Here is an 18068-nt window from a genome sequence, read left to right as displayed (position 1 = left end):
GGGGTTTCGTGTGGGCGGGGGGGGGGGGGGGGGGGGGGCGCGCGGCGGCGGCCCCCCCCGCCGCCACCTTCGCGGCCGCAGGTTTACGGGCTCGACGACCAGCGAGGCCCATCTGTTGCAACTCGGTCGCAGTCCATCCCGCCGCGGCAACCTTGTCGCGCGCGCGGTCGACCGCCGCGACCGCTTCCGCGTGCTTGCGCTGCGCCGCGGCGACAGCCTCAGCTGCTTTCAACTCGGCTTCCCGGGCCGACTTGAGGTCCTTGACGCCCTGCACGCGGGCGTTCCAGAGACGCTGGGCAACGTCCAGCGGATCGACAGTCTCAGTGCTCATGGCGCGCACAGTAGCCCGCCCCGCGTGTTGAACCCAAGGGTTCGGCTGCGATCGCAACCGCCCACTGACCGAAAGGCCCGAAATCAGCTTGAGTTCGGTGAGCAAGCTATAGCCTGGGGTAACCCCAGGCGCTTCGATGCTCGCCCTGCCGGGCGTCGCTGTGTGACACTTCGGGTGTCCCGGACCTCCCCGGGGGAGTCGCTGCGCTAGGCGAAGAACGGGCAACGAGAGAGAGACCGTCGTGACCGACCATCCGGACGAGGCCGGCGTCCGTCGCCTGCCCGGGTCAGGGTGGCGACGGGATCGGCAGGAGACTGGTCGGCGACCCAAGAGCATCCGGGTCGGTGTCACTACCGAGGAACACGCCGTCCTCGAGGTCCTGGCCGCCAACGCCGGCGTCAGCATCCCCAAGCTGCTGATCGAGTCAGCCCACGCCGCAGCCCGAGGCGGGCAGACCGTCAGCCAGCACCGCGAGCAGCTGTACGAGCTTGTCGCGATCCGCCGGCTGCTGGCCAACGTGGCCAACAACGTCAACCAGATCGCCAAGGCAGCCAACAGCGGGGGACTGGACGGCGTCGAGGACCAGGCCCGCGCCGTGTTCGCCACCGTCCGCCGGGTCGCCGACCGGATCATGGACGTCGTCGACGAGGGCACCGCCCGGTGATCCCGAACATCACCAAGGGCCAAGACTTCCGGCCCCTCATCCGGTACCTGGTCGGCCCGGGCCGCGCCAACGAGCACGTCATGCCCCACCTGGTCGGCGGCGACTCGGCGATCATGACCTGGTTCGGCACCGACGAACTGTCCGCCCGCGACGCCTCCAAGCTCGCCCGCGAGCTGGCCGTCCCCAGCCGGGTCCGCGGCGCCGCCCCCAAATCCGGGCCGGTATGGCACTGCTCCCTGTCGATCAAGGCCACCGACGGGGCCCTGACCGACGACGAGTGGTCCCGCCTGGCCGGCAGCTTCCTAGACAAGATGCAGTGGTCCGCGCAGGCATCCGGCCGCTCACCGATGCCATGGGTCGCCGTGCACCACGGGCGCAGCACCGCCGGCAACGACCACATCCACCTGGTCGTCAGCCTGGTCCGCGAAGACGGCACCTTCGTCAACACCCACAACGACTACAAGCGCGCCCAGACCGCGTGCCGCGAGCTGGAGAAGGAGTTCGGTCTGGCCGAAGTCCGCGGCCCCGGACTGGACATCGTCGAGCGCGGCGAGACCGCCGCCGAGCAGCGGCTCAGCGCCCGCACCGGCCGGGAACCGAGCCGGGTCACGCTGGAACGGGCGGTCCGGGCGGCCGCGACGACGGCCACCAGCGAAGCCGAGTTCGTCCGTGCCGTCCGCGCGATGGACCTGCGGATCGCCCCGTACTTCGCCGCCGGCCGCAACGACGTCGTCACCGGCTACAAGGTCGGGCTCAAGGGTCCGGACGAGCGCATGTTCGGCGGCGGGCACCTGGCCCGCGACCTCACCCTGCCCCGGCTGCGGCTGCGGTGGGCCGACACCCCCGAGGCAGCGATGGATGCTGCCGCGGAGTGGCGCAAGGTCAACCGCGACCCCGCGGCCCGGGCGACCCGCCCCGATCGCCCCTCGTTCGACGAGATCCGCGCCGACCGAATCAACCGACAGATGTGGGAGCTGCGGGAGCGGCTACGCACCGTCGATCCCAACGACCAGCACACGTGGGCTGAGATGGCCCACGAGACCGCCGGGATCCTGTCCGCCTGGTCCCGCGCCCGGGAGGGCGACCAGCCCGGCCCGCTCGCCGACGCTGCCCTTGCCGTCCGCCGCCTGGCCCAGACCCGCGTGTACGTGTCGACCCGCCGGGCGCCTCGACCGTCGACGACCGGCGCCGCGCTACTGGCCATGACCTTCGCCCACGGTGGCCGCGGCAAGGTTGCCGAGGCGATCTTCCTGCGTCAGATGCTCAACACCCTCAAGGCCATCCACGACGCCGCCGTCGCCCGGCGGGAGGCCTGCACCGCCGCCCGCATCCAGGAGAACGTCCGCGCCGAGCTCGTCGCGCTCGTCCGCGAGCTCCCCGTCATCCCCGAGGCGCTGCTTGCCGGCGCGCCTCCCACCGTCGCGGCCGCCGCCGCGGCTTCGAGTCCGCCGGCACCGCTCGGACCGCCCATCCCGAACCGGCTCGTGACCGCCGAACGACGCACCCAGGCCCAGCAGACCCCGTCCATCGAAAGGTGACCACCACACCATGACCTACCCCGGAGACGGAGACGGGTTCGACGAACTCATCGACGGCGTCCACCGCGCCACCGGCACCGCGGCCATGCGCGGCATCGAACACCTTGCCCGCTCCCGACAAGACGCCGCCTACCGCGACCGCACCGCCCAGGAACAAGCCACCCGGGCCTCGCTCGGCCAGGCCCGAGCGGAAGCCGTCCGCCGCGGAGCCGGTGCGCCACGAGCGGCTGAACCGGGCGCCGGGGGCGGCGAGTGGAACCCCGACGACCAGGGGGTGGGATCGCACCAGCCGGTGGCTGAGGGGCAGCAGGTACCCCAGAAGGAAGTCGAACGCTGGATGCGGGCGAACAAGCCCGAGGTGTACGACGCGCTGAACTACGAGGCGAGTGCGTCGGACAACCTCGGCGACGCCAGGCGAAGCGCTGAGCGGACGATGCGGTGGCACTACGACCAGGCTCACAAGCCGCCGGCTGCCCCCGGCAGCGACGAGTACATCGCCGACTGGACCAAGAAGAACCGACCCGCCGACTGGGAGCGGATCAGCCAGCAGTACGACGCCGACTTCCGGTCGGACGCCTTCGCCCAGTGGCCCGAGGAGAAGGCCGCCGCGGAGCGCCGGCGGCTCTACGACGAGGCGCGCCAGCAGGAAGACCTCGCCGTGATCGAACGGCGCGAGTCCGAGGAGGCCCGCCGCGTAGCCGGTCTGCCCGAGGTCGGCACCGACCGCCCCGGGAACCTGACCGCCGTCGACAACCAGATCCGGGATGCCGCCGGGTCAGGTCGCGAGCCGGGAGAACGGGACCGAACCCACGACCGCAACGCCGACCAGCTGTGGGACAGCCACGAAGCCCGCCTCGAACGCGCCCAGCGACTGAAGGACGCCGCCGGCCCCGAACCCGACCACGACACCATCCAGGCCGCCATGATGGCCGACCTCGCCTTCGGCACCGCCCCCCAGTCCTCCGTCGCCCCCAAGGACCCCAAGGCCCCCCGCCGTGCCGCTCCGGCCAAGACCCGTCGCCGCGGACCCCGCGCCGACCGGCAGCGGGACCAGGGCCTCACTCGTTGAGGGCAGCCACACATCGGTAGAGATAGGTCAAAGTGGCCAGATGACGATCTCGATCAGTACCGACCGTGCCTTGCGACGGCCAGGCGAGCTGCAGCAGTTGATCAACGCCGTCTTGCACGCAAACGCTGAAGACGAAAGCACCTGGATCGAGTGGAAATCCGAGGTCGATATCACTTCACCCGACGGGGCGTGCAAGGTCGCTCGCGCGATAATCGGTTTCGCGAATCGTCTGCCTGAAAGTTCCCGACGGATCTGCGATGGCCTGGCCTACCTCATCATTGGCGCCGCGCCTGGCAATCTCGCCGGTACCACAAGGATAGATGGAGCGATTCTCGAACCCAAAATACTGAGATATCTTGGTGATGAGCACCCGGTTTGGAGCTATCACTACATAGAGGTCGAAGATAAGAACATCCTGGTTATCCTTGTAGAGTCTCCGCAGACGGGTGACCCCATTTATTCCCTGGCAACGGAGTTCAGCAACTATAGATCGGGAACCGTCTATGTGAGAAACAAAGCAGATACCACGCAGGCCACCTATTCGCAGCTCCGACAATTACAACGACGTCTGGTGAGCGGGCGACGAGACGGGGCGACGACTGACCTCCGGGTTAGCTGCCGTGCGAGTCCGGAGGATGGCTTGCTGGTAATCGACCCCACGCCGGAAACAGTGGACGACTGGATCGCCGCCAGGCGACACCGACTGATAGAGCTGCACCAACAGTCATCGGCGCTAGTGGAGACGGGGCCGATCGACCAGTACCTCGAACAGTGCCGGAAGCACCTCAACGAGGCAACCAAGTTCCACCTATCCCAAAACGGCCTTGGCTTCATCTCGGTATGCCTCACTAATGAAGGCGACCTTCCCGTCGATGATATCGAGCTGACGCTGCGGTTCGACGAAGAACTCTGCGATGTTCTAAGTTCCTCGGAAGTAAAAACCCTCAAATCCTTCCCGCCGGCACCTAGGCCGCGTCGGGTGAGTTTCGATGGCAACAGACGGCCCTGGGGTGGTGTTGATCTGACGAGCCAGATCAGGCAGCAGGTTTCCATTGGCCCGGCGTTCGACCCATCCGACTTATATCCTAGTGATGTTGCTATGGAACAGAACGTTGTAGATATCAATTACAGAACTGTTCGCCAGGGAAAGACTGTGGAATCTGACAAGTTTTTTGTGTTCTTGAACCAGGCTCCTCCGTCCGGTTTCTTGACGGTTCCTTGGACTATGACCGCGCCGAAAGTACCGGGACAGTTGGAAGGTGAGCTGCAGATCCCTGTAGGCGAAAGACGGGGTGTTCTAGTGCCCGCGACGATCACCCTCCGAGCCCCGAAGTCTGCGCCTGGTTCCTAGCTGCGAGGGTCATCGAGCGCTTTCCGGGGCCGACAGCTCGGCTGCGGCGGCGGCCCAGGTTTTCGCGGTGCGCCGGGAGAGCGCGCCGCCGTAGCCGACGCCGGTGGCCTGCGGTTCCAGCGCGCGGATCGCGGCCAGGGTCCGGGCGGGGTCGGCGTTGCGGGCGACGGCGATGGTGACGCGGCCGCGGCTGCCTGAGCGCCAGGCGACCAGGCACGGCTTGCTGTCGTCGATGCGCAGTGAGGGGTCGGTGGTGACTGCGGTGTTGCGGGCGATGACCCACGGCAGCACCACCAGGAGGGCAAGGATGGCGACGGCGGCGGTGGCGAAGGCCACGAGGTAGGTCAAGGCCTCCGGCTGGTCCAGGTACCCGGTGAGTTCGATGGCCGCCGCAGTGCAGACCCCCGCACCGATCAGTCCCACGAAGCCCAGCGCCAGGCCCCCGTTCTGGAACCCGATCGAGAGGAGCTGACTTGCCGTGGGTCGCTGCGGATTGTTCAGGCTGCTGACGCGGGTCTGGGCGATGCGGTACAGCAGGAACCCGAGCCAGGTGAACCACAGGACCGCGGCGACGAGAACCCCCCAGGCGTTGTACGCCTGGGACAGCACGATGGTGGTGTCCATCAGGGTGTGCACGATGATCAGCGGGGCCAGGCGGCGCAGGTAGACGAAGGTCAGGAAGAACGTTCCACCCCAGATCAGCGCCCACGGCGCCGAGGCCCACCCGTGGTACAGGTGGAACGGCCATCTCATCAGCACCGAGAGGGCGAAGATCGCGGGCAGGGGCCAGCCGGCCCGCCGCAGCAGCAGCAGCAGCGCGACGATCACGATCTCCTCGACCACCCCGGCGTTCAGCGACCGTAGGACCCCCAGGAAGGCCCAGGCGTTGTCGACGGTGCCGCCGTGGTCAGTGAACCCGCCGTCGATGCCGGTCTTGACCGCGCCGGCGATCCCGAGGCCGTAGACCGCGGCGTACATGGCCAGCAGCGAGGGCACCGGATTGGCCCCCCGCGCGGGAATCCCGGTCATCGGCCGGCTGATCGACCAGAGCCGGGCCACCAGGTACAGCAGGACGCCGGCGACGACGATCTCCCCGATCCAGAGGGGGACCTGGGCGACGAAGCTCGCCGAGGCGTAGTCGTCGGCCGGCATCTGCCCGGTGCCAAGGATCTGGATCGCGCGGATCACCCCGCGGCCGAAGAACGCCAGGTAGGCGCCCAGGACGATCGTCAGCGCCAGCCACGGAGACAGTGAGGGGCCGGTGCGGTCGTCCTCGTCGAGGCCGGACAGAGCGCTGGGTGTGCGGCGCAGCTGGCGCATCACGGTGTCGAACATCAGGGGTGGGTCCTCGCTGTCGGGAGCGCTGTGCGGCTCCGGTTCCTGCTGGTCGTTGCTGTGTCGGTGATCGTCGACGTGCGGGGGGTCGGGCGCCCAGCTCGTCGACCGGAATGTGGACAACTCCGCCGGCTGTGCATACCGGGGGTCAGAGGAAGGCGGCCAGCTCGGGAGGTGGGGAGTGCACCGGCAGCGGTTCGAGTCGGTCGCCGCGGTGACCGGTCTCGATCGAGCAGCCCTCCAGGGGCCCCTTCTCGGCCAGGATCAGCGGCAGGTGGTGATCGAGGTGGTCACGCAGCCACGCAGACATCGCGGCGCCCGGTTCGAGGCGGGCAGCCTCAAACCCGCGCCATAGGGCGGACATGCGGACCAGTACCTCAGGGTGTCGCCACCATGCCGGGCACCAGGTGCCGCCGGACCCGCTGTCGCTGATCTTGCGGCGATAGGTGGGGATCAGCCACCCCTCCACCCATGCGGTCGCGGTGGCGAACAGCAGGGCCGGCGGGTCAGCCTTGTCGTCGCTCGACGATGTGGCCCACGCGGTGTCCTGGCGATCTTGTGCGGTCGACGGTGGCGGGACGAGGTCGGTCGGGTCGAAGATTGAGCCCCACTCGCCGGCTGCGGTCACCGCGCTGCCGGCAGGCTCGCCGGACCTGTGGCGGCGACGGTCGACTCGGCCGCCGACTGATCGGCGTCGGCCAGGGTCTCGCGCGCGGCCGGATCGAACCGGGCGATCGAGGCGCGGATCTGTTCGGCGTCCGGGCCGGTCATCCACGGCAGCGTCCGGCACAGTGCGGGCCGGGTGCCGGCGGCGATGACGACGGCCCGTCCCTTGGGCAGCGCAGCGAGGTCGGAGACGTCCATGATCCGTTCGCGGGACATCGACCGGGACCGGGAGACACCGCTCTTCGGAGCGGTCGAGGTGCTGATCGTCGGGGTCTCGTAGTCGCCGATAAGCGCGGACACCATCTGCAGGAAGGTGTCTCCGCTGACGCCGGAGCCGACGACCTTGACGGTCGCTGCGCCCCAGAGCTTTTCCATGCCGCCCTTGCCCCAGACCTCTTCGCCCTGGCTGTAGGACTGCAACCAGGTGCCGACGGCGATGCCACGAGATCCGAAGTGGGAGTAGAGGTTCGGCAACTCGGCCCACCGACAGACATTGGCGGCCTCGTCCAAGATGATGACCATCGGGACGCGGAGCCGTCCGCCGGGGCTGGCCGTGGCGAACCGTTCGGCGGCCTCGGTCACGGCGATGGTGAGCGCGGTAACGATCGGGCCGCTGCTGGCCGCGCCCTCCTTGGACAGCGCGTACAGGGTGCCGCCAGACCGCACGAACTCATCGGCCCGGAACCGTGGCCGCCGGTCGTCCTCCCCGGGCACGCACCAGCGCATCGCCGATCGGCTGGTCAGGAACCGCATGACCTCCTGCGCGGTGGAGTACACGCCGAGCCGCTGCTTCTCCGGTGTCTCCTGGATCGAGCGCAGCGCGGCGGCGTTGAGGTCGTAACCGGCGCGCTTGAGCAGCAGCACCGGTTCGTCGTCACGGGACTTGGTCAGCCACAGGTAGACGTCGGTGATGAGTCGGTTGGCGACGGCGGCGGCCAGCAGCAGGTTGGCCAGCAGGTTCTTACCGGCGGGCTCGAAGTAGCCGTCGGTCTTCGCGTCGGCGGCCCGACCGAAGGTGAAGAACAGCGCGGCCAGCTGGATCGACTTCTCGTCCATCCGGTCCGGGACGGCGGTGATGAAGTCGAGCAGGTTCCAGTACCAGTCCGGCGGTTCGTCGCAGACGCCCTGCATGTCGAAGACGTGCACCGGGCCCTTGCCCATGCGGACACCTCGGGTGGCGTCGACGATGTCCCGCTTGTTGCTGGTGACCACACAGCAGCCCGGGGCCTGCACGATCGCCGGGATGCACCGTGACGACGTCTTGCCCTGGCGCGGCCCCCAGATGTCCAGGGATACGTCCTCCCAGCCCTGGTAGAGCGTGCGGCCGCCGGCGACGGTGCACGCGATCTCTAGGCCAACGGAGCCGGTCACACCGAGTCGGGTGGCGGTGGCCTGCGCGGTCCGCTCGCTCAGCGGTTCGAGGTCCTGACCGCGGCCCATGAGCCGAGCGGCCTGATCGCCGCGTTTGGCCTTTCCGGCCCGCCGGAAGGCCACGACGAACCCAGCGACGACGACCAGGGCGAGGACGGCCAGCAGCGCCGCCAGTAGCCACGTCGCGGCTGCCGGCCAGGCGACGGTGCCTTTGATCAGGCCGAACAACAGCTTGACCGGGTTCGCCGGTGGCGGCTCCGCGGCGTCGTCCGACAGGCTCGCGCCGAGGTGGACGGCCCCGTACACGGCGCCGACCACCGCGAGGCCGGCCAGGATGGACAGCGGGCCCGCCCATTGGGATAGGCCGCCGCCGGCTCCGCCCGGGCGGCGCTTCGCACCAGATGCCATCAGATGTGCTCCCTGCTCATGGTCGGTCGTCGACGATCCGGGGTGGTGGGCGGAGGTGAGGTCACCGGCCGAGACCGCCGTCGCAGTCGGCGGGGCCCTGCGGGGCCCTACCGGCGGTCGGTCAGGCGGTGGTCTTGGCCCACCGCTTGTCGGTGTTGTGGATGCCCTTCTCGGCGTCGGTGAGGGCCACGCGGACCGGGATGCCCGGGCGGGTACCGACCTTGATGAGGAACCGCCCACGACCGGGCGGGTCGGCCTCACGGCCGAGCTTGGGGTCGAAGCTCGGCGGGGTCGACCAGCCGGTGACCATCAGCTGTTCGGCGTCCGAGAGCTGCACTCCGGCGCCGGAAAGCAGCGGCATTTCCCGCAGGGGTAGACCGGCCATGACGACCATGCCGGAGCGCTCGACGAACCCGGCGGCCTTCATCCGCTCGGCCTCGGTGGCCAGCGACATCATGTCGGTCATGGTGTGCGAGCACATCGCCTGACCGACGCCCTCGGAGCGGTTGAGGCGGGTGAGACCGTCGACTCTGTCGACCATTTCGGGCCCGGACCGCAGGGCCCGCCACAGCTCGTCGAGGACGATGAAATAGTTGCGGCGGGGTTCCAGGCCGGCGTCGGCGAGGATCTGAGAGTTGTTCACCGACGCGAATCCGTTGGACCAGCAGGCCAGCAGCGCGGCGGCCTGGAGGTCCCGCTCCCCGTCCCGGATGGAGTGCACGTCGTACACCGCCGGCCGGTCGCGGCGCAGCTGCACGGTGGTCGGCTTGGAGAAGATGTCGGACACCGGGCCTTCGGGCCGCATCATCGCCAGCAGCCCGGATTCCAGGTCGACTGTCGCGTCCTGGTACCGGTTGATATCGCCACGGTCGATGGCGACGAGGCGCAGATCGTCGGGTGCGTCCTTAATGAGCTGGAGCAGATCGGGCAGCACCGGCGGGGCGCCCTCGTCCGCGCGGTCGGACACCATCTGGATGGCGCGGCCCAGGATGTTGGACTCCTGCACCCGGATGGGCTGCTTGCGGACGATGGTCAACAGGGCCTTGACCATTTCAACCCGGCGGGACTGGGCGTCGGCCTCGACCTCTTTGCGGCGGGATCCGGTGAGGCGGGCGGCGATCTCGGCGGACTCGCCGGGGTCTAGGACGTTGATCCCGCCGCGGCCGCGGCCCACGGTGATGACCTGACCGCCCAGCGCCTGGATGAGGTCGACGTAGTCCGGCTTGAGGTCGGCCAGGATCAGCGGGATCACCCCGAAGCCCGTCAGTCCCAGGGCCATGCGCCTGATCAGCGTGGACTTGCCCAGACCGGGCAGCCCGAGCAGGAACATCGACGGGTTGGAGATCAGCGCTCCGCGCTGGAACCACGAGATCGGGTCCCCGCACACGGTGTCGCCGGTCTGGGTGTTCTGACCGAGCGGAACCCCGGTCATCGGGCTCCCGGATCCGGCCGAGAACGGCCACAAGCCGCACACCTGGACGGTGGTTCCGCGCCACTCATCGGGCGCGTCGATCAGTTCGGCGCGGCCGCCGCCCCGCCCTGACCAGCCACGCGGCCCGGGCCGTACGGGCCGATCCGGATCGACGGCCAACGCTGCGCGCTTGGCCTCGACCCACTGCCGGACCGTGCGCTTGGCCGGCGCGGCCTCCGGCTCTGCCCGGGTCTCCAGGGTCCGCAGCCGTACGGTGCCGTCCAGGCCCGCCGGCCGCTCCGGTGCAGTCGTCATGCCGCCGACCCCGGATCCCGATCGGTATCCGAGGCGCCGAACCGATCGACGTCGGGCGCGGTGGTCGGGTCGGTAGCGGCCGCTAGGTCCGGGCCTTCCGACGGTGCGGACTTCGCTACGTAGCCGAAGATGCCGACCTCGCCGCGAGCGTCGACCACAATGGGCCTGACCAGCGCGGACTTGCCGTATCCGACGCCGCCGAGAACGTACGCAGACGCAGCGTGGAAGGTGATCGGCTCGGCCGCGCCAGCGTCGATGAGCTGCTGGGCGCTGACCCCGGTCGGGGGTTGGTCGAAGTAGAACGTCATGTCGAGGGGTCTCCTAGATCATCGACCGCAGCGCGGCGGGAACCTTGAGGTGCGCGGGTAGGACCAGCCCGAGCGGCAGCGCCGCGGCGAACGCGGTGTCCTGCGAGCCGTAGGCGGGGCGCAGCAGGATCCGGGCGCTGGCCGACAGGCTCTCGACCGCGGCCCGGGCGGTCGGCAGGTTCTTGGGGTCGTCGACGGTCGCGGTCACGACCATCCCGAAGTTGACCAGCCCGGCGCCCCGGGCCTCCTCGGAGGCGGTCGCGGTGGCGGCGGCCTGTCCGGCCAGCGCCCGGGCGGACGGCCGAGTGGAGTTCTTGACGACGAAGTCGGCATTCCGCTTGTCGGCCTCGACGATGCCAGCGGACACCCCGGAGGGGATCGGCCGGTACAGCAGCGCGACCCGCTTGCGGGCGATGTCACGGTGCGGGGACAGCAGCCCGGTCAGACACGACGACAGGCTCAGACCCCGCGGCGCCTGGGACATGACCCACGACGTCGACAGCGCCCCGTCGTGCCGGTAGGAGACGTCGGTCGCGTCGTGCGCGGACGGGCCGACGTCCGACCAGTCCAGGTCGACCCGTTCACCGTCGGCGTGGGCCTGGTCGAACAGGGGCGCGGTGACCGGGTCGAACGCGATCCGGACGATCTCGCACAGGTCGTAGGCGTCGACGGTGTGGCTGGCGCCGGCCCCGGTGGCGCTCAACGTGGCGGTCAGGTGGGGCAGGCGGGACGCGAGTTCGCCGGCGACGGCTTCCGGCTTCTGCCGGTTCCCCGAGGCGTCGACCCCGCGGACGGTCAGGGTGATCCAGGCGCGGATGGCGGCCGATCCGCGCGGGTAGATGTCGACGACTTGCCGGAGCATCGACTTGGCCAGCAGCGGGGCGTCCTCACGCAGGTTCAGGTTGACCTCGCGGCGCAGCCGTGCCCCGGTATCCGGTGCGGTCTCGATGATCACGGCGGCCGCGGCGACGTTCGTCTCGTTGGCCAGGTTGGCCAACCAGTTGCCCCAGTGGGCCACCCACACGTCGATCTGGGCCTGGTCGACCAGCGCGCCGCCGTCGGGCTGAACCTCCAGCACGACCGCGTAGTGGTTCGTGGTCGGCATGTGAACGAGAGCGAATCGGCGGCCGTAGGAGTCGGTGTGTTCCGACAGCCGGGAACGCGCGGCCACCCCGGGTAGCTGGTGGCGTCCCCATGGAGTGCGACCCAGCGGCCCCGACCGGTAGACGTTGGCGCCGGCCTTACGGGCCTTACGCCAGGCCAACCGCGTCCCCAGGCGCTGGCCGAGGTTGCGGCCGTGCTTGTCGCGCATCAACAGCAGGCCTAGAACGATCAGGAACGGGATCACAACGATCGCCGCCGCGATGATGTTGAACAGCATCATCGTGATCAGCATCGTGAGCATGCCGGCGAAGATGACGAGCGTTCCGAGCAGGCCGAACGATCCGAGGCCGGCCGAGGCCGGCTTGCGCCAGTGCCCGTAGGTCCGGACCACTGGCTCAGTGGTGGTGCTCATGTGCGGGTCTCCTAGATCCGTGCGCCGCGCGGCTGGTCGTCGCTGTCGAGTTCGTCTTCCAACCGGGAGTCGCCACTGCGGGACGGTCGACGGTCGACGAACTGTCGGGCCGTGTTGGCCCACTGATTGGCTCCGCTCGCGCCGCCGGACGTCGTCCCGCCGCTGCTGGACGAGGAGCCGGTGCCGGTCGAGGTCGCCGAGGTGGACGAGCTCGAGGACGAGTCCTGGGTCGTCGACCCGCCGGTCTGGCTGGTGCTGCCGGTCGCGACCCCGGATCCGGCACCTGCGCCGTTGGAGTCGTCGGCGCCGCCCGAGGAGCTGCCCGTGGCCGGTGTCGTCGCGGCATCGACCGCGCCGCTACCGGAACCACCCCCGCCGTCACCACTGCCGCCGCCCTCGCCGCCGCCTTCCGCGGAGCCCGGGCCGGTTCCCATGGCGCTACCCGAAGGGCCGGCGTCAGCGCCTCCGCCACCGCCTCCGGTGGGTCCTCCGCCGCCGCCCCCAGTGGCTCCGCCGGCAAGGCCGCCTCCGCCGCCGCCCGCGCTACCGCCGGCCAGGCCGGCGCCGCTGGCGCCGCCTCCGGCGGCGCCTCCGCCGGCTCCGGCGGCTGCGCCGGCTCCACCGGTGGCCACCATGACCGCGCCGGTGGCCACGGCGCCGACCGCGCCGGCGGCCATCATCCCGGCCGACACCTTGCCGGCCACCGACGCGGTGGCCGGGACGGCGAGCTTCATCAGAGCGGGCAAAGCGAACAGGGCCAGCAGCATGAGCGTGACTCCGGCCAGCACCTTGATCAGGCCGTCACCGGAGTTGATCGACTGGTCGCCGATCAGTCGGAAGGCCAAGGCGTAGATGATCGAGGCGACCGGCTTGTAGAGGATGAACGCGACGATCCAGGCGACGATCTTCTGGAACTGCTGCTTACCCATCTCGGTGTTCGTGGCGGCGGCCGCGGTCGGCAGGAACCCAGCGAGCAGGATCAGGACCACGCTGCGCATCAGCATCAGGATGATCTGAATGCACGAGGCCAGGACGGCGATGATGCCCAGGATCACGACGATCAGCACACCGCCGCCGCCGATCGCGGCGAAGGCCAACAGCTCGGTGAGGTTGGCGCCGAAGTTGTCGCCGGTCGAGTCGCCGATGATCCAGTTCGAGAACTGGTCGGCCGCCTCAGTGGACGCCGCGATCACGGCGATCCCGAATCCGCAGACGCAGATGAACTGAACAAAGCTCCGCGCGGTGTCGACCCCGGGGTCGGCCTTGCGGGTCAGGGCCATGCGGCCGGCGCCGATCAGGATGGAGACGACCGCCAGGGCGACCGTGTACCAGCCCAGGCGCGAGACCAGCCAGCCGACAACGGAACTCGGATTGCCCGCCATGTCGCCGACGCTGATCGACGGGACGTTGACCCAGAACGTGCCCAGCGTCTTGACCACCGCCGACACCGCATCGGTGATGAGGCCGGTCAGCCACTCCACGAGGCCACCGAACACGGTCGAGAACGCCGAGGAGATCGCCTCGCCCACCCCGTCGACGATCTGCTGGCCGATGCACTTGACGCTGTCGACGGGGTGCAGAGCTGAGACTTCACAGGCCATGTCACGCCGCCCATGGCTTGTACTGCTTCTGCGAGATGATCGGGCTCATCGACCCCGCTGTCTGCAGCGAGTAGACCCACTTCCAGTCGCCGTCCTCCCAGACGACGACACCGGTCAGCATGGACGGCTGGTAGGTGCTGGTGCCGGGCTGGCCGATCCCGAGTGCGACCGCGATGGTCGCGCGATCCGGGGCGTAGTCGATGTACTGGTACCCCAGGACAGTCACCTTGTCGGTGGTCGAGGGGTCGGTCGGCATCTTGGACCCGGCTTCCGCGTCTTCCTTGGTGGCGTCGACCAGGACCTGGTCGTAGAGGTTGGTCCGGGATCCGCGCTGCTGCACGATCGCGACCTGCGAGAACTGGTCGGCCTTGGTGTTGGTCAGCACGACCGCGTTGACCAGCGCGAACAGCGCGCCGGTGGGGCTGTGTGCGTAGCAGTTGCCGATCCCGTCATCGCTGATCACCCCGGGCCCGTAGATGGGGCTATTGGGCGCGGCCATCGAGCCGACCGTCGCCCAGGACGCCGCGGGCGGGGTCACCGGAAGGGTCTGGTCCCCGTCGGGCAGACCGCAGATGCTCGGTCCGCCGGGAAGCTGCGTGGTCGCCGGGGCTGTGCTGGTGGTCGGAGCCGCGGAGGTGGTCGGCGGCCCCGACTCCGTGACCGGCGGGGTGCTGGTGGGCGTCGCTGCGGCCGCCGCGGGCGGCTGATCGGAGGGTCGACCCGTGATCAGCAGATACCCCAGGGCGGCCACCACGAGCGCCAGGAAGATCGCGGAGACCTTCCAGGCGGTCGACGAGAAGGGCGTGGAATCGTCGGCGGTGGACGGGTTCTGGTTGTTGGTCACGGGTCGACCTGCCGTCAGACCAGGGCGCCGACGAGCGCGCCGGCGGTGCCGCCAAGGATGCAGGCACCCATGACCCAGCCCAGGTTCGAGCCGTGCTCACCGCCGCCGCCCTGGCGATGCTGGATCGCCATCTTGGCTGCGCAGATCAGCAGGCCCACGACGCACGCGGCGAACACGATCCACGCCACCCAATTGACGACGGTGGTGATCTTGTCCGATCCGGGAGGGGCCTCGCCCTGACCCGGGTCCAGGACCGCCAGGTAGATGGCGGACTTGAGAGTGCTCATCGTGCAAAAGCTCCTTCACGGGTGGAGGGCGACGCCTGGTGGGGCGTCGGATTGGCGACGGCCCCGATGGCCGCCGCCAAGAACGGGTTCTCCTCGTCCTGTCCCAGCAGGTCCGGGTGGTCGACTCGGTCGTCCTGGTCGGGCTGGTCCGAGTGCTCGACCTGGTCGGGGAGCTCCAGGAGAGGTTCGATCTCGCCGAGGAAACGGCGGAACGGACGCGGCAAGCCCGCCGCATCGGTGGGGGCCGCGGAGCGCCAAGACGGCACCCACGGCAGTGACCACGTGCGGGGAACGCCGCCGGCGACGACCTTGATGAAGTCGCCCAGCAAAGGCGGGAGCTTGCCGGGGGCGTCGGCCAGCAGCACCAGACCGAGTAGGTCCACGTCGGGCAGCTCGCCGGCGGCCCACTGTGCGGCGGCTTCCTGTGCCCCGGTCAGCCCGTGCAGCGACGTCCGCGCGCACAGCAGAACCGGGTACTTCGGGCCGAGGGTGGCCAGCTCTGGCCATCGGTGGTCGGCAGCTCGGGCGCCGGGGATCAACGAGGCGATCGTCGATTCGCCGGCGCCGCCGGTTGCCCCGACGACTAAGAGGCGAGCCCACGGGCGAGGCGCCGTCGGCAACCCGCGCCGAGCGGGGAAGCCGACCGCGCTGCCTTGAACAGAAGTGACGCCCGTCACGGTTTGGGCATCGTCATCACGCTTCTGGGGCGCCTTCTTGCCCACTATCGTGCCTTTTCGGCCCAACATCGGTGACTCCTTGCGTTCGTTGGACAGCGCAGCGCGCGCGGCGAGACGTTAGCTGTCTTGTGCCTGATCGTCAACGAACTAGGAACTACATGGCAGATCGTGTCAAAACCGGGTGTTGTTAGGCGAACGTTGGTGCTCTACCGTCACGCTCGGCGCTTCTGGACCGCCGTTAACGCTGTGTGATTGGATCGCGCGGCGGCCAGTCGTTCGGCGTGGCCCGGATCTACGAGGGGTGACGACCGGTGGCTGACGGATCAGATGCGCTTGACCGCCTTTTCGCTGATCAGCCCGACTGGCTGACCATCCCGGAGGTCGCCCGGCTGGTCCGAGCGACCCCCAAGACGGTCTATCTGTGGATCAAGGCCGGGCATCTCACGGCCTACAAGCTGCCGGGCAAGCACATGGTGTTACGAGAGGACCTCATGCAGTGGCTGCGGTCGACCCGGCAGGAGCCGGGTGACGTCGTCGGCCCCGAAGGCGACGACGCCGACATCGGTACCGATGCCGATGGGTAACCAGCTCGGCAAGATCGCCATCGCCGGCGTCCTGGTCTTCACCGGCATGGTCGCCGCCCCGCTCGTCGTGGTCGGCGCGGTCATCGACAACTCCAAGAACATCCAGTCGCCCAGCATCCAGATCGCCCCGGGTGTCACCGACGGTTTCGGTGCGCTGAACACCGACGAGGTCCCCAAGGACTTCGTGCCCTGGTTGGCCAAGGCCGGTGCCCTCTGCCCCGAGATCCCGCAATCCCTGCTCGCCGCGCAGCTCTACCAAGAGTCCGGCTTCAAGGTGGACGCCAAGTCGGTCGACGTCCCCGGAATGCACTCCGGCGGCGCCGAAGGTCCCGCGCAGTTCATGCCCGGAACCTGGGCCGAGATCGGCCAGGACGACGACGGCAACGGAACCGCATCGCCCTACGACATCGGCGACGCCGTCATGGCCCAAGGGCGCTACATGTGCCAGCTCGTCGGCCAGGTCAAGCAGCTCATCGCCGCCGGCAAGCTCCCCGACGAGGACCCCGTCACCTTCGCCCTCGCCGGCTACAACGCCGGCCTTGACGCGGTCGAAAAGTACGGCGGGATCCCGCCTTTCGCCGAGACCCAGCAGTACGTCCCCCAGATCGCGCAGCTCGCGGCCACCAAGTTCACCGCCGTCGGCGGCGGCGCAACTACCCCGGGCACCGGCGGCGGCACCGTCCAGCCCGGCCCTGCCGGACCCCTGAACGCTGCGATCCTCAACGCCGCGCTGCCCTACGAGGGCTGGCCCTACGTCTGGGCCGGTGGCGGCGCGCAAGGCCCCGACGGCATCGACGACATCGACGGCCGTGGCCCTGGTTTCGACTGCTCCGGGCTCACCCAGTACGCGGTCTACAAGGCCACCGGAGGTCAGGTCCTGCTGCCCCGTGTCTCCCGCGACCAGGGGCGCGTCCAGCCCCACGTCGTCGCCGTCGCCGAGGCCGACCGGCAGCCCGGCGACCTGATCGCGTTCAAGTTCGACACCCGCAACGGCGGCGGACCCACCGACTGGGACCACATCGGCATCTACTCCGGGGACGGCAAGATGTTCAACGCACCCGAGAGCGGCAAGAACATCGGCTACGCCGATCTCACCCGGCCGTTCTACGCGGCCGCGCCGCACGCCTACTTCCGGATCGTGCTGTGATCGCCCGGCGAACCGCAGGACGACGCATCAGCGCCAGCATCCTGGCCGCCGGCCTGCTGCTCGCCGGCTGCGGCAGCACCACCCCGGGCAACGCATCAGCGGCCAGCGGACCAGCGACCGCCGCGGTCACCAGCAGCCCAGCCGGCACGGCCAACGAGACCCAGCCGAGGGCATCGACGACGGTCGCACCTCGAGGCGGCGTGATCGACCCCGCAACCGTCGACGAGAACAATCCCAACGCCATCGCCGTGGCTGCCGTTATCACCCTCTACCGGTGGGACAGCCGCACCGACTTGTCGCCGCTGGACGCCACCCAGCGCGCCGCCGCCTGGTTCACCCCCGACCTGGCCAGCGACTCCACCACCGGGCCGGCTCGCGGGAACGCCGCCTGGGTCGAGCTGGTCGACCACGACGGCTACACCACGGTCACTGCGGTCCCGGCCAACGAGTACGGCCAGCCGCCCAACACCGACACCCGGGCTCTGACCCAGGTCTCGTACACCGTGACCAGCATCGGCGCCGACGGATGGACCACCACCAGTGACCCCACCGTCCTGCGGGTCCGGCTCGCCCGAACATCCATCAGTGAGCCCTGGCGGGTCAGCGGCTTCGCCGTCTGACCGCCACCGAAGTGCAGGAGAACCC

At 69.5% G+C, this 18068-nt stretch carries 18 protein-coding genes; 7 read left to right on the top strand and 11 right to left on the bottom strand.

Annotated features, from left to right (window positions below):
• Positions 1-331 (bottom strand): hypothetical protein (locus tag ACOJTC_RS09585; protein ID WP_420116591.1); only part of this gene is annotated, 331 nt, incomplete at its 3' end.
• 241 nt (positions 332-572) lie between these two features.
• On the opposite strand from ACOJTC_RS09585, the gene ACOJTC_RS09580 reads away from it, so the two are divergent.
• The 4 genes from ACOJTC_RS09580 to ACOJTC_RS09565 are packed head-to-tail and all read left to right on the top strand — an operon-like array spanning position 573 to position 4953.
• Entirely contained in the window at positions 573-995 is a 423-nt protein-coding gene (locus tag ACOJTC_RS09580) for a plasmid mobilization protein (RefSeq protein WP_420116590.1), read from the top strand.
• On the top strand, positions 992-2533 hold the full coding sequence (locus ACOJTC_RS09575) for a relaxase/mobilization nuclease domain-containing protein (protein ID WP_420116589.1): 1542 nt from the start codon (positions 992-994) through the stop codon (positions 2531-2533). Before ACOJTC_RS09580 ends, ACOJTC_RS09575 begins: the two co-directional genes overlap by 4 nt.
• Before the next feature lie 10 nt (positions 2534-2543).
• Positions 2544-3602: a hypothetical protein gene (locus ACOJTC_RS09570; RefSeq protein WP_420116588.1), complete on the top strand. Its 1059-nt coding sequence runs from the start codon at positions 2544-2546 to the stop codon at positions 3600-3602.
• Between the two features lie 40 nt (positions 3603-3642).
• A complete protein-coding gene (locus ACOJTC_RS09565) occupies positions 3643-4953 on the top strand; it encodes a helix-turn-helix domain-containing protein (RefSeq protein ID WP_420116587.1) in 1311 nt (436 codons plus the stop codon).
• 9 nt (positions 4954-4962) lie between these two features.
• On the opposite strand, the gene ACOJTC_RS09560 is transcribed toward ACOJTC_RS09565, so the two are convergent.
• The 10 genes from ACOJTC_RS09560 to ACOJTC_RS09515 form a co-directional block, all read right to left on the bottom strand.
• Positions 4963-6288, bottom strand: coding sequence for a type II CAAX prenyl endopeptidase Rce1 family protein (locus ACOJTC_RS09560; RefSeq protein ID WP_420116586.1), 1326 nt, complete (start codon positions 6286-6288; stop codon positions 4963-4965).
• Positions 6289-6436: 148 nt separating this feature from the next.
• Positions 6437-6916 (bottom strand): DUF4913 domain-containing protein, encoded by a 480-nt coding sequence (locus ACOJTC_RS09555; protein ID WP_420116585.1) that lies wholly within the window; start codon positions 6914-6916, stop codon positions 6437-6439.
• Positions 6913-8733, bottom strand: a complete 1821-nt coding sequence (locus ACOJTC_RS09550; protein WP_420116584.1) for a type IV secretory system conjugative DNA transfer family protein — start codon at positions 8731-8733, stop codon at positions 6913-6915. Before ACOJTC_RS09550 ends, ACOJTC_RS09555 begins: the two co-directional genes overlap by 4 nt.
• Positions 8734-8854: 121 nt before the next feature.
• Positions 8855-10459, bottom strand: a complete 1605-nt coding sequence (locus tag ACOJTC_RS09545; protein ID WP_420116583.1) for an ATP/GTP-binding protein — start codon at positions 10457-10459, stop codon at positions 8855-8857.
• Positions 10456-10767, bottom strand: a complete 312-nt coding sequence (locus ACOJTC_RS09540; protein ID WP_420116582.1) for a hypothetical protein — start codon at positions 10765-10767, stop codon at positions 10456-10458. The genes ACOJTC_RS09545 and ACOJTC_RS09540 overlap by 4 nt, the downstream gene beginning before the upstream one ends.
• Positions 10768-10780: 13 nt before the next feature.
• On the bottom strand, positions 10781-12283 hold the full coding sequence (locus tag ACOJTC_RS09535; RefSeq protein ID WP_420116581.1) for an SCO6880 family protein: 1503 nt from the start codon (positions 12281-12283) through the stop codon (positions 10781-10783).
• A gap of 11 nt (positions 12284-12294) precedes the next feature.
• Positions 12295-13884 carry a hypothetical protein gene (locus ACOJTC_RS09530; RefSeq protein WP_420116580.1) on the bottom strand — a complete coding sequence of 530 codons (1590 nt, stop codon included), beginning with the start codon at positions 13882-13884 and terminating at the stop codon, positions 12295-12297.
• Position 13885: 1 nt separating this feature from the next.
• Positions 13886-14728, bottom strand: a complete 843-nt coding sequence (locus ACOJTC_RS09525) for a hypothetical protein (protein WP_420116579.1) — start codon at positions 14726-14728, stop codon at positions 13886-13888.
• Positions 14729-14742: 14 nt separating this feature from the next.
• Positions 14743-15015 (bottom strand): hypothetical protein, encoded by a 273-nt coding sequence (locus tag ACOJTC_RS09520; protein WP_420116578.1) that lies wholly within the window; start codon positions 15013-15015, stop codon positions 14743-14745.
• On the bottom strand, positions 15012-15761 hold the full coding sequence (locus tag ACOJTC_RS09515) for a DUF6668 family protein (RefSeq protein WP_420116577.1): 750 nt from the start codon (positions 15759-15761) through the stop codon (positions 15012-15014). Before ACOJTC_RS09515 ends, ACOJTC_RS09520 begins: the two co-directional genes overlap by 4 nt.
• Positions 15762-16003: 242 nt before the next feature.
• Between ACOJTC_RS09515 and ACOJTC_RS09510 the strand changes: the two genes are divergently transcribed.
• The 3 genes from ACOJTC_RS09510 to ACOJTC_RS09500 are packed head-to-tail and all read left to right on the top strand — an operon-like array spanning position 16004 to position 18043.
• A complete protein-coding gene (locus ACOJTC_RS09510; RefSeq protein WP_420116576.1) occupies positions 16004-16276 on the top strand; it encodes a helix-turn-helix domain-containing protein in 273 nt (90 codons plus the stop codon).
• Positions 16263-17423, top strand: coding sequence for an NlpC/P60 family protein (locus ACOJTC_RS09505; RefSeq protein WP_420116575.1), 1161 nt, complete (start codon positions 16263-16265; stop codon positions 17421-17423). The genes ACOJTC_RS09510 and ACOJTC_RS09505 overlap by 14 nt, the downstream gene beginning before the upstream one ends.
• Positions 17420-18043 carry a hypothetical protein gene (locus ACOJTC_RS09500; RefSeq protein ID WP_420116574.1) on the top strand — a complete coding sequence of 208 codons (624 nt, stop codon included), beginning with the start codon at positions 17420-17422 and terminating at the stop codon, positions 18041-18043. The genes ACOJTC_RS09505 and ACOJTC_RS09500 overlap by 4 nt, the downstream gene beginning before the upstream one ends.
• The last annotated feature ends 25 nt before the right edge of the window (positions 18044-18068 follow it).

The sequence above is a fragment of the Micromonospora sp. genome (assembly GCF_048594385.1).
GTDB classification, from domain to species: Bacteria; Actinomycetota; Actinomycetes; order Mycobacteriales; family Micromonosporaceae; genus Micromonospora; species Micromonospora wenchangensis.
This window is presented reverse-complemented; position numbering and strand designations above follow the sequence as displayed.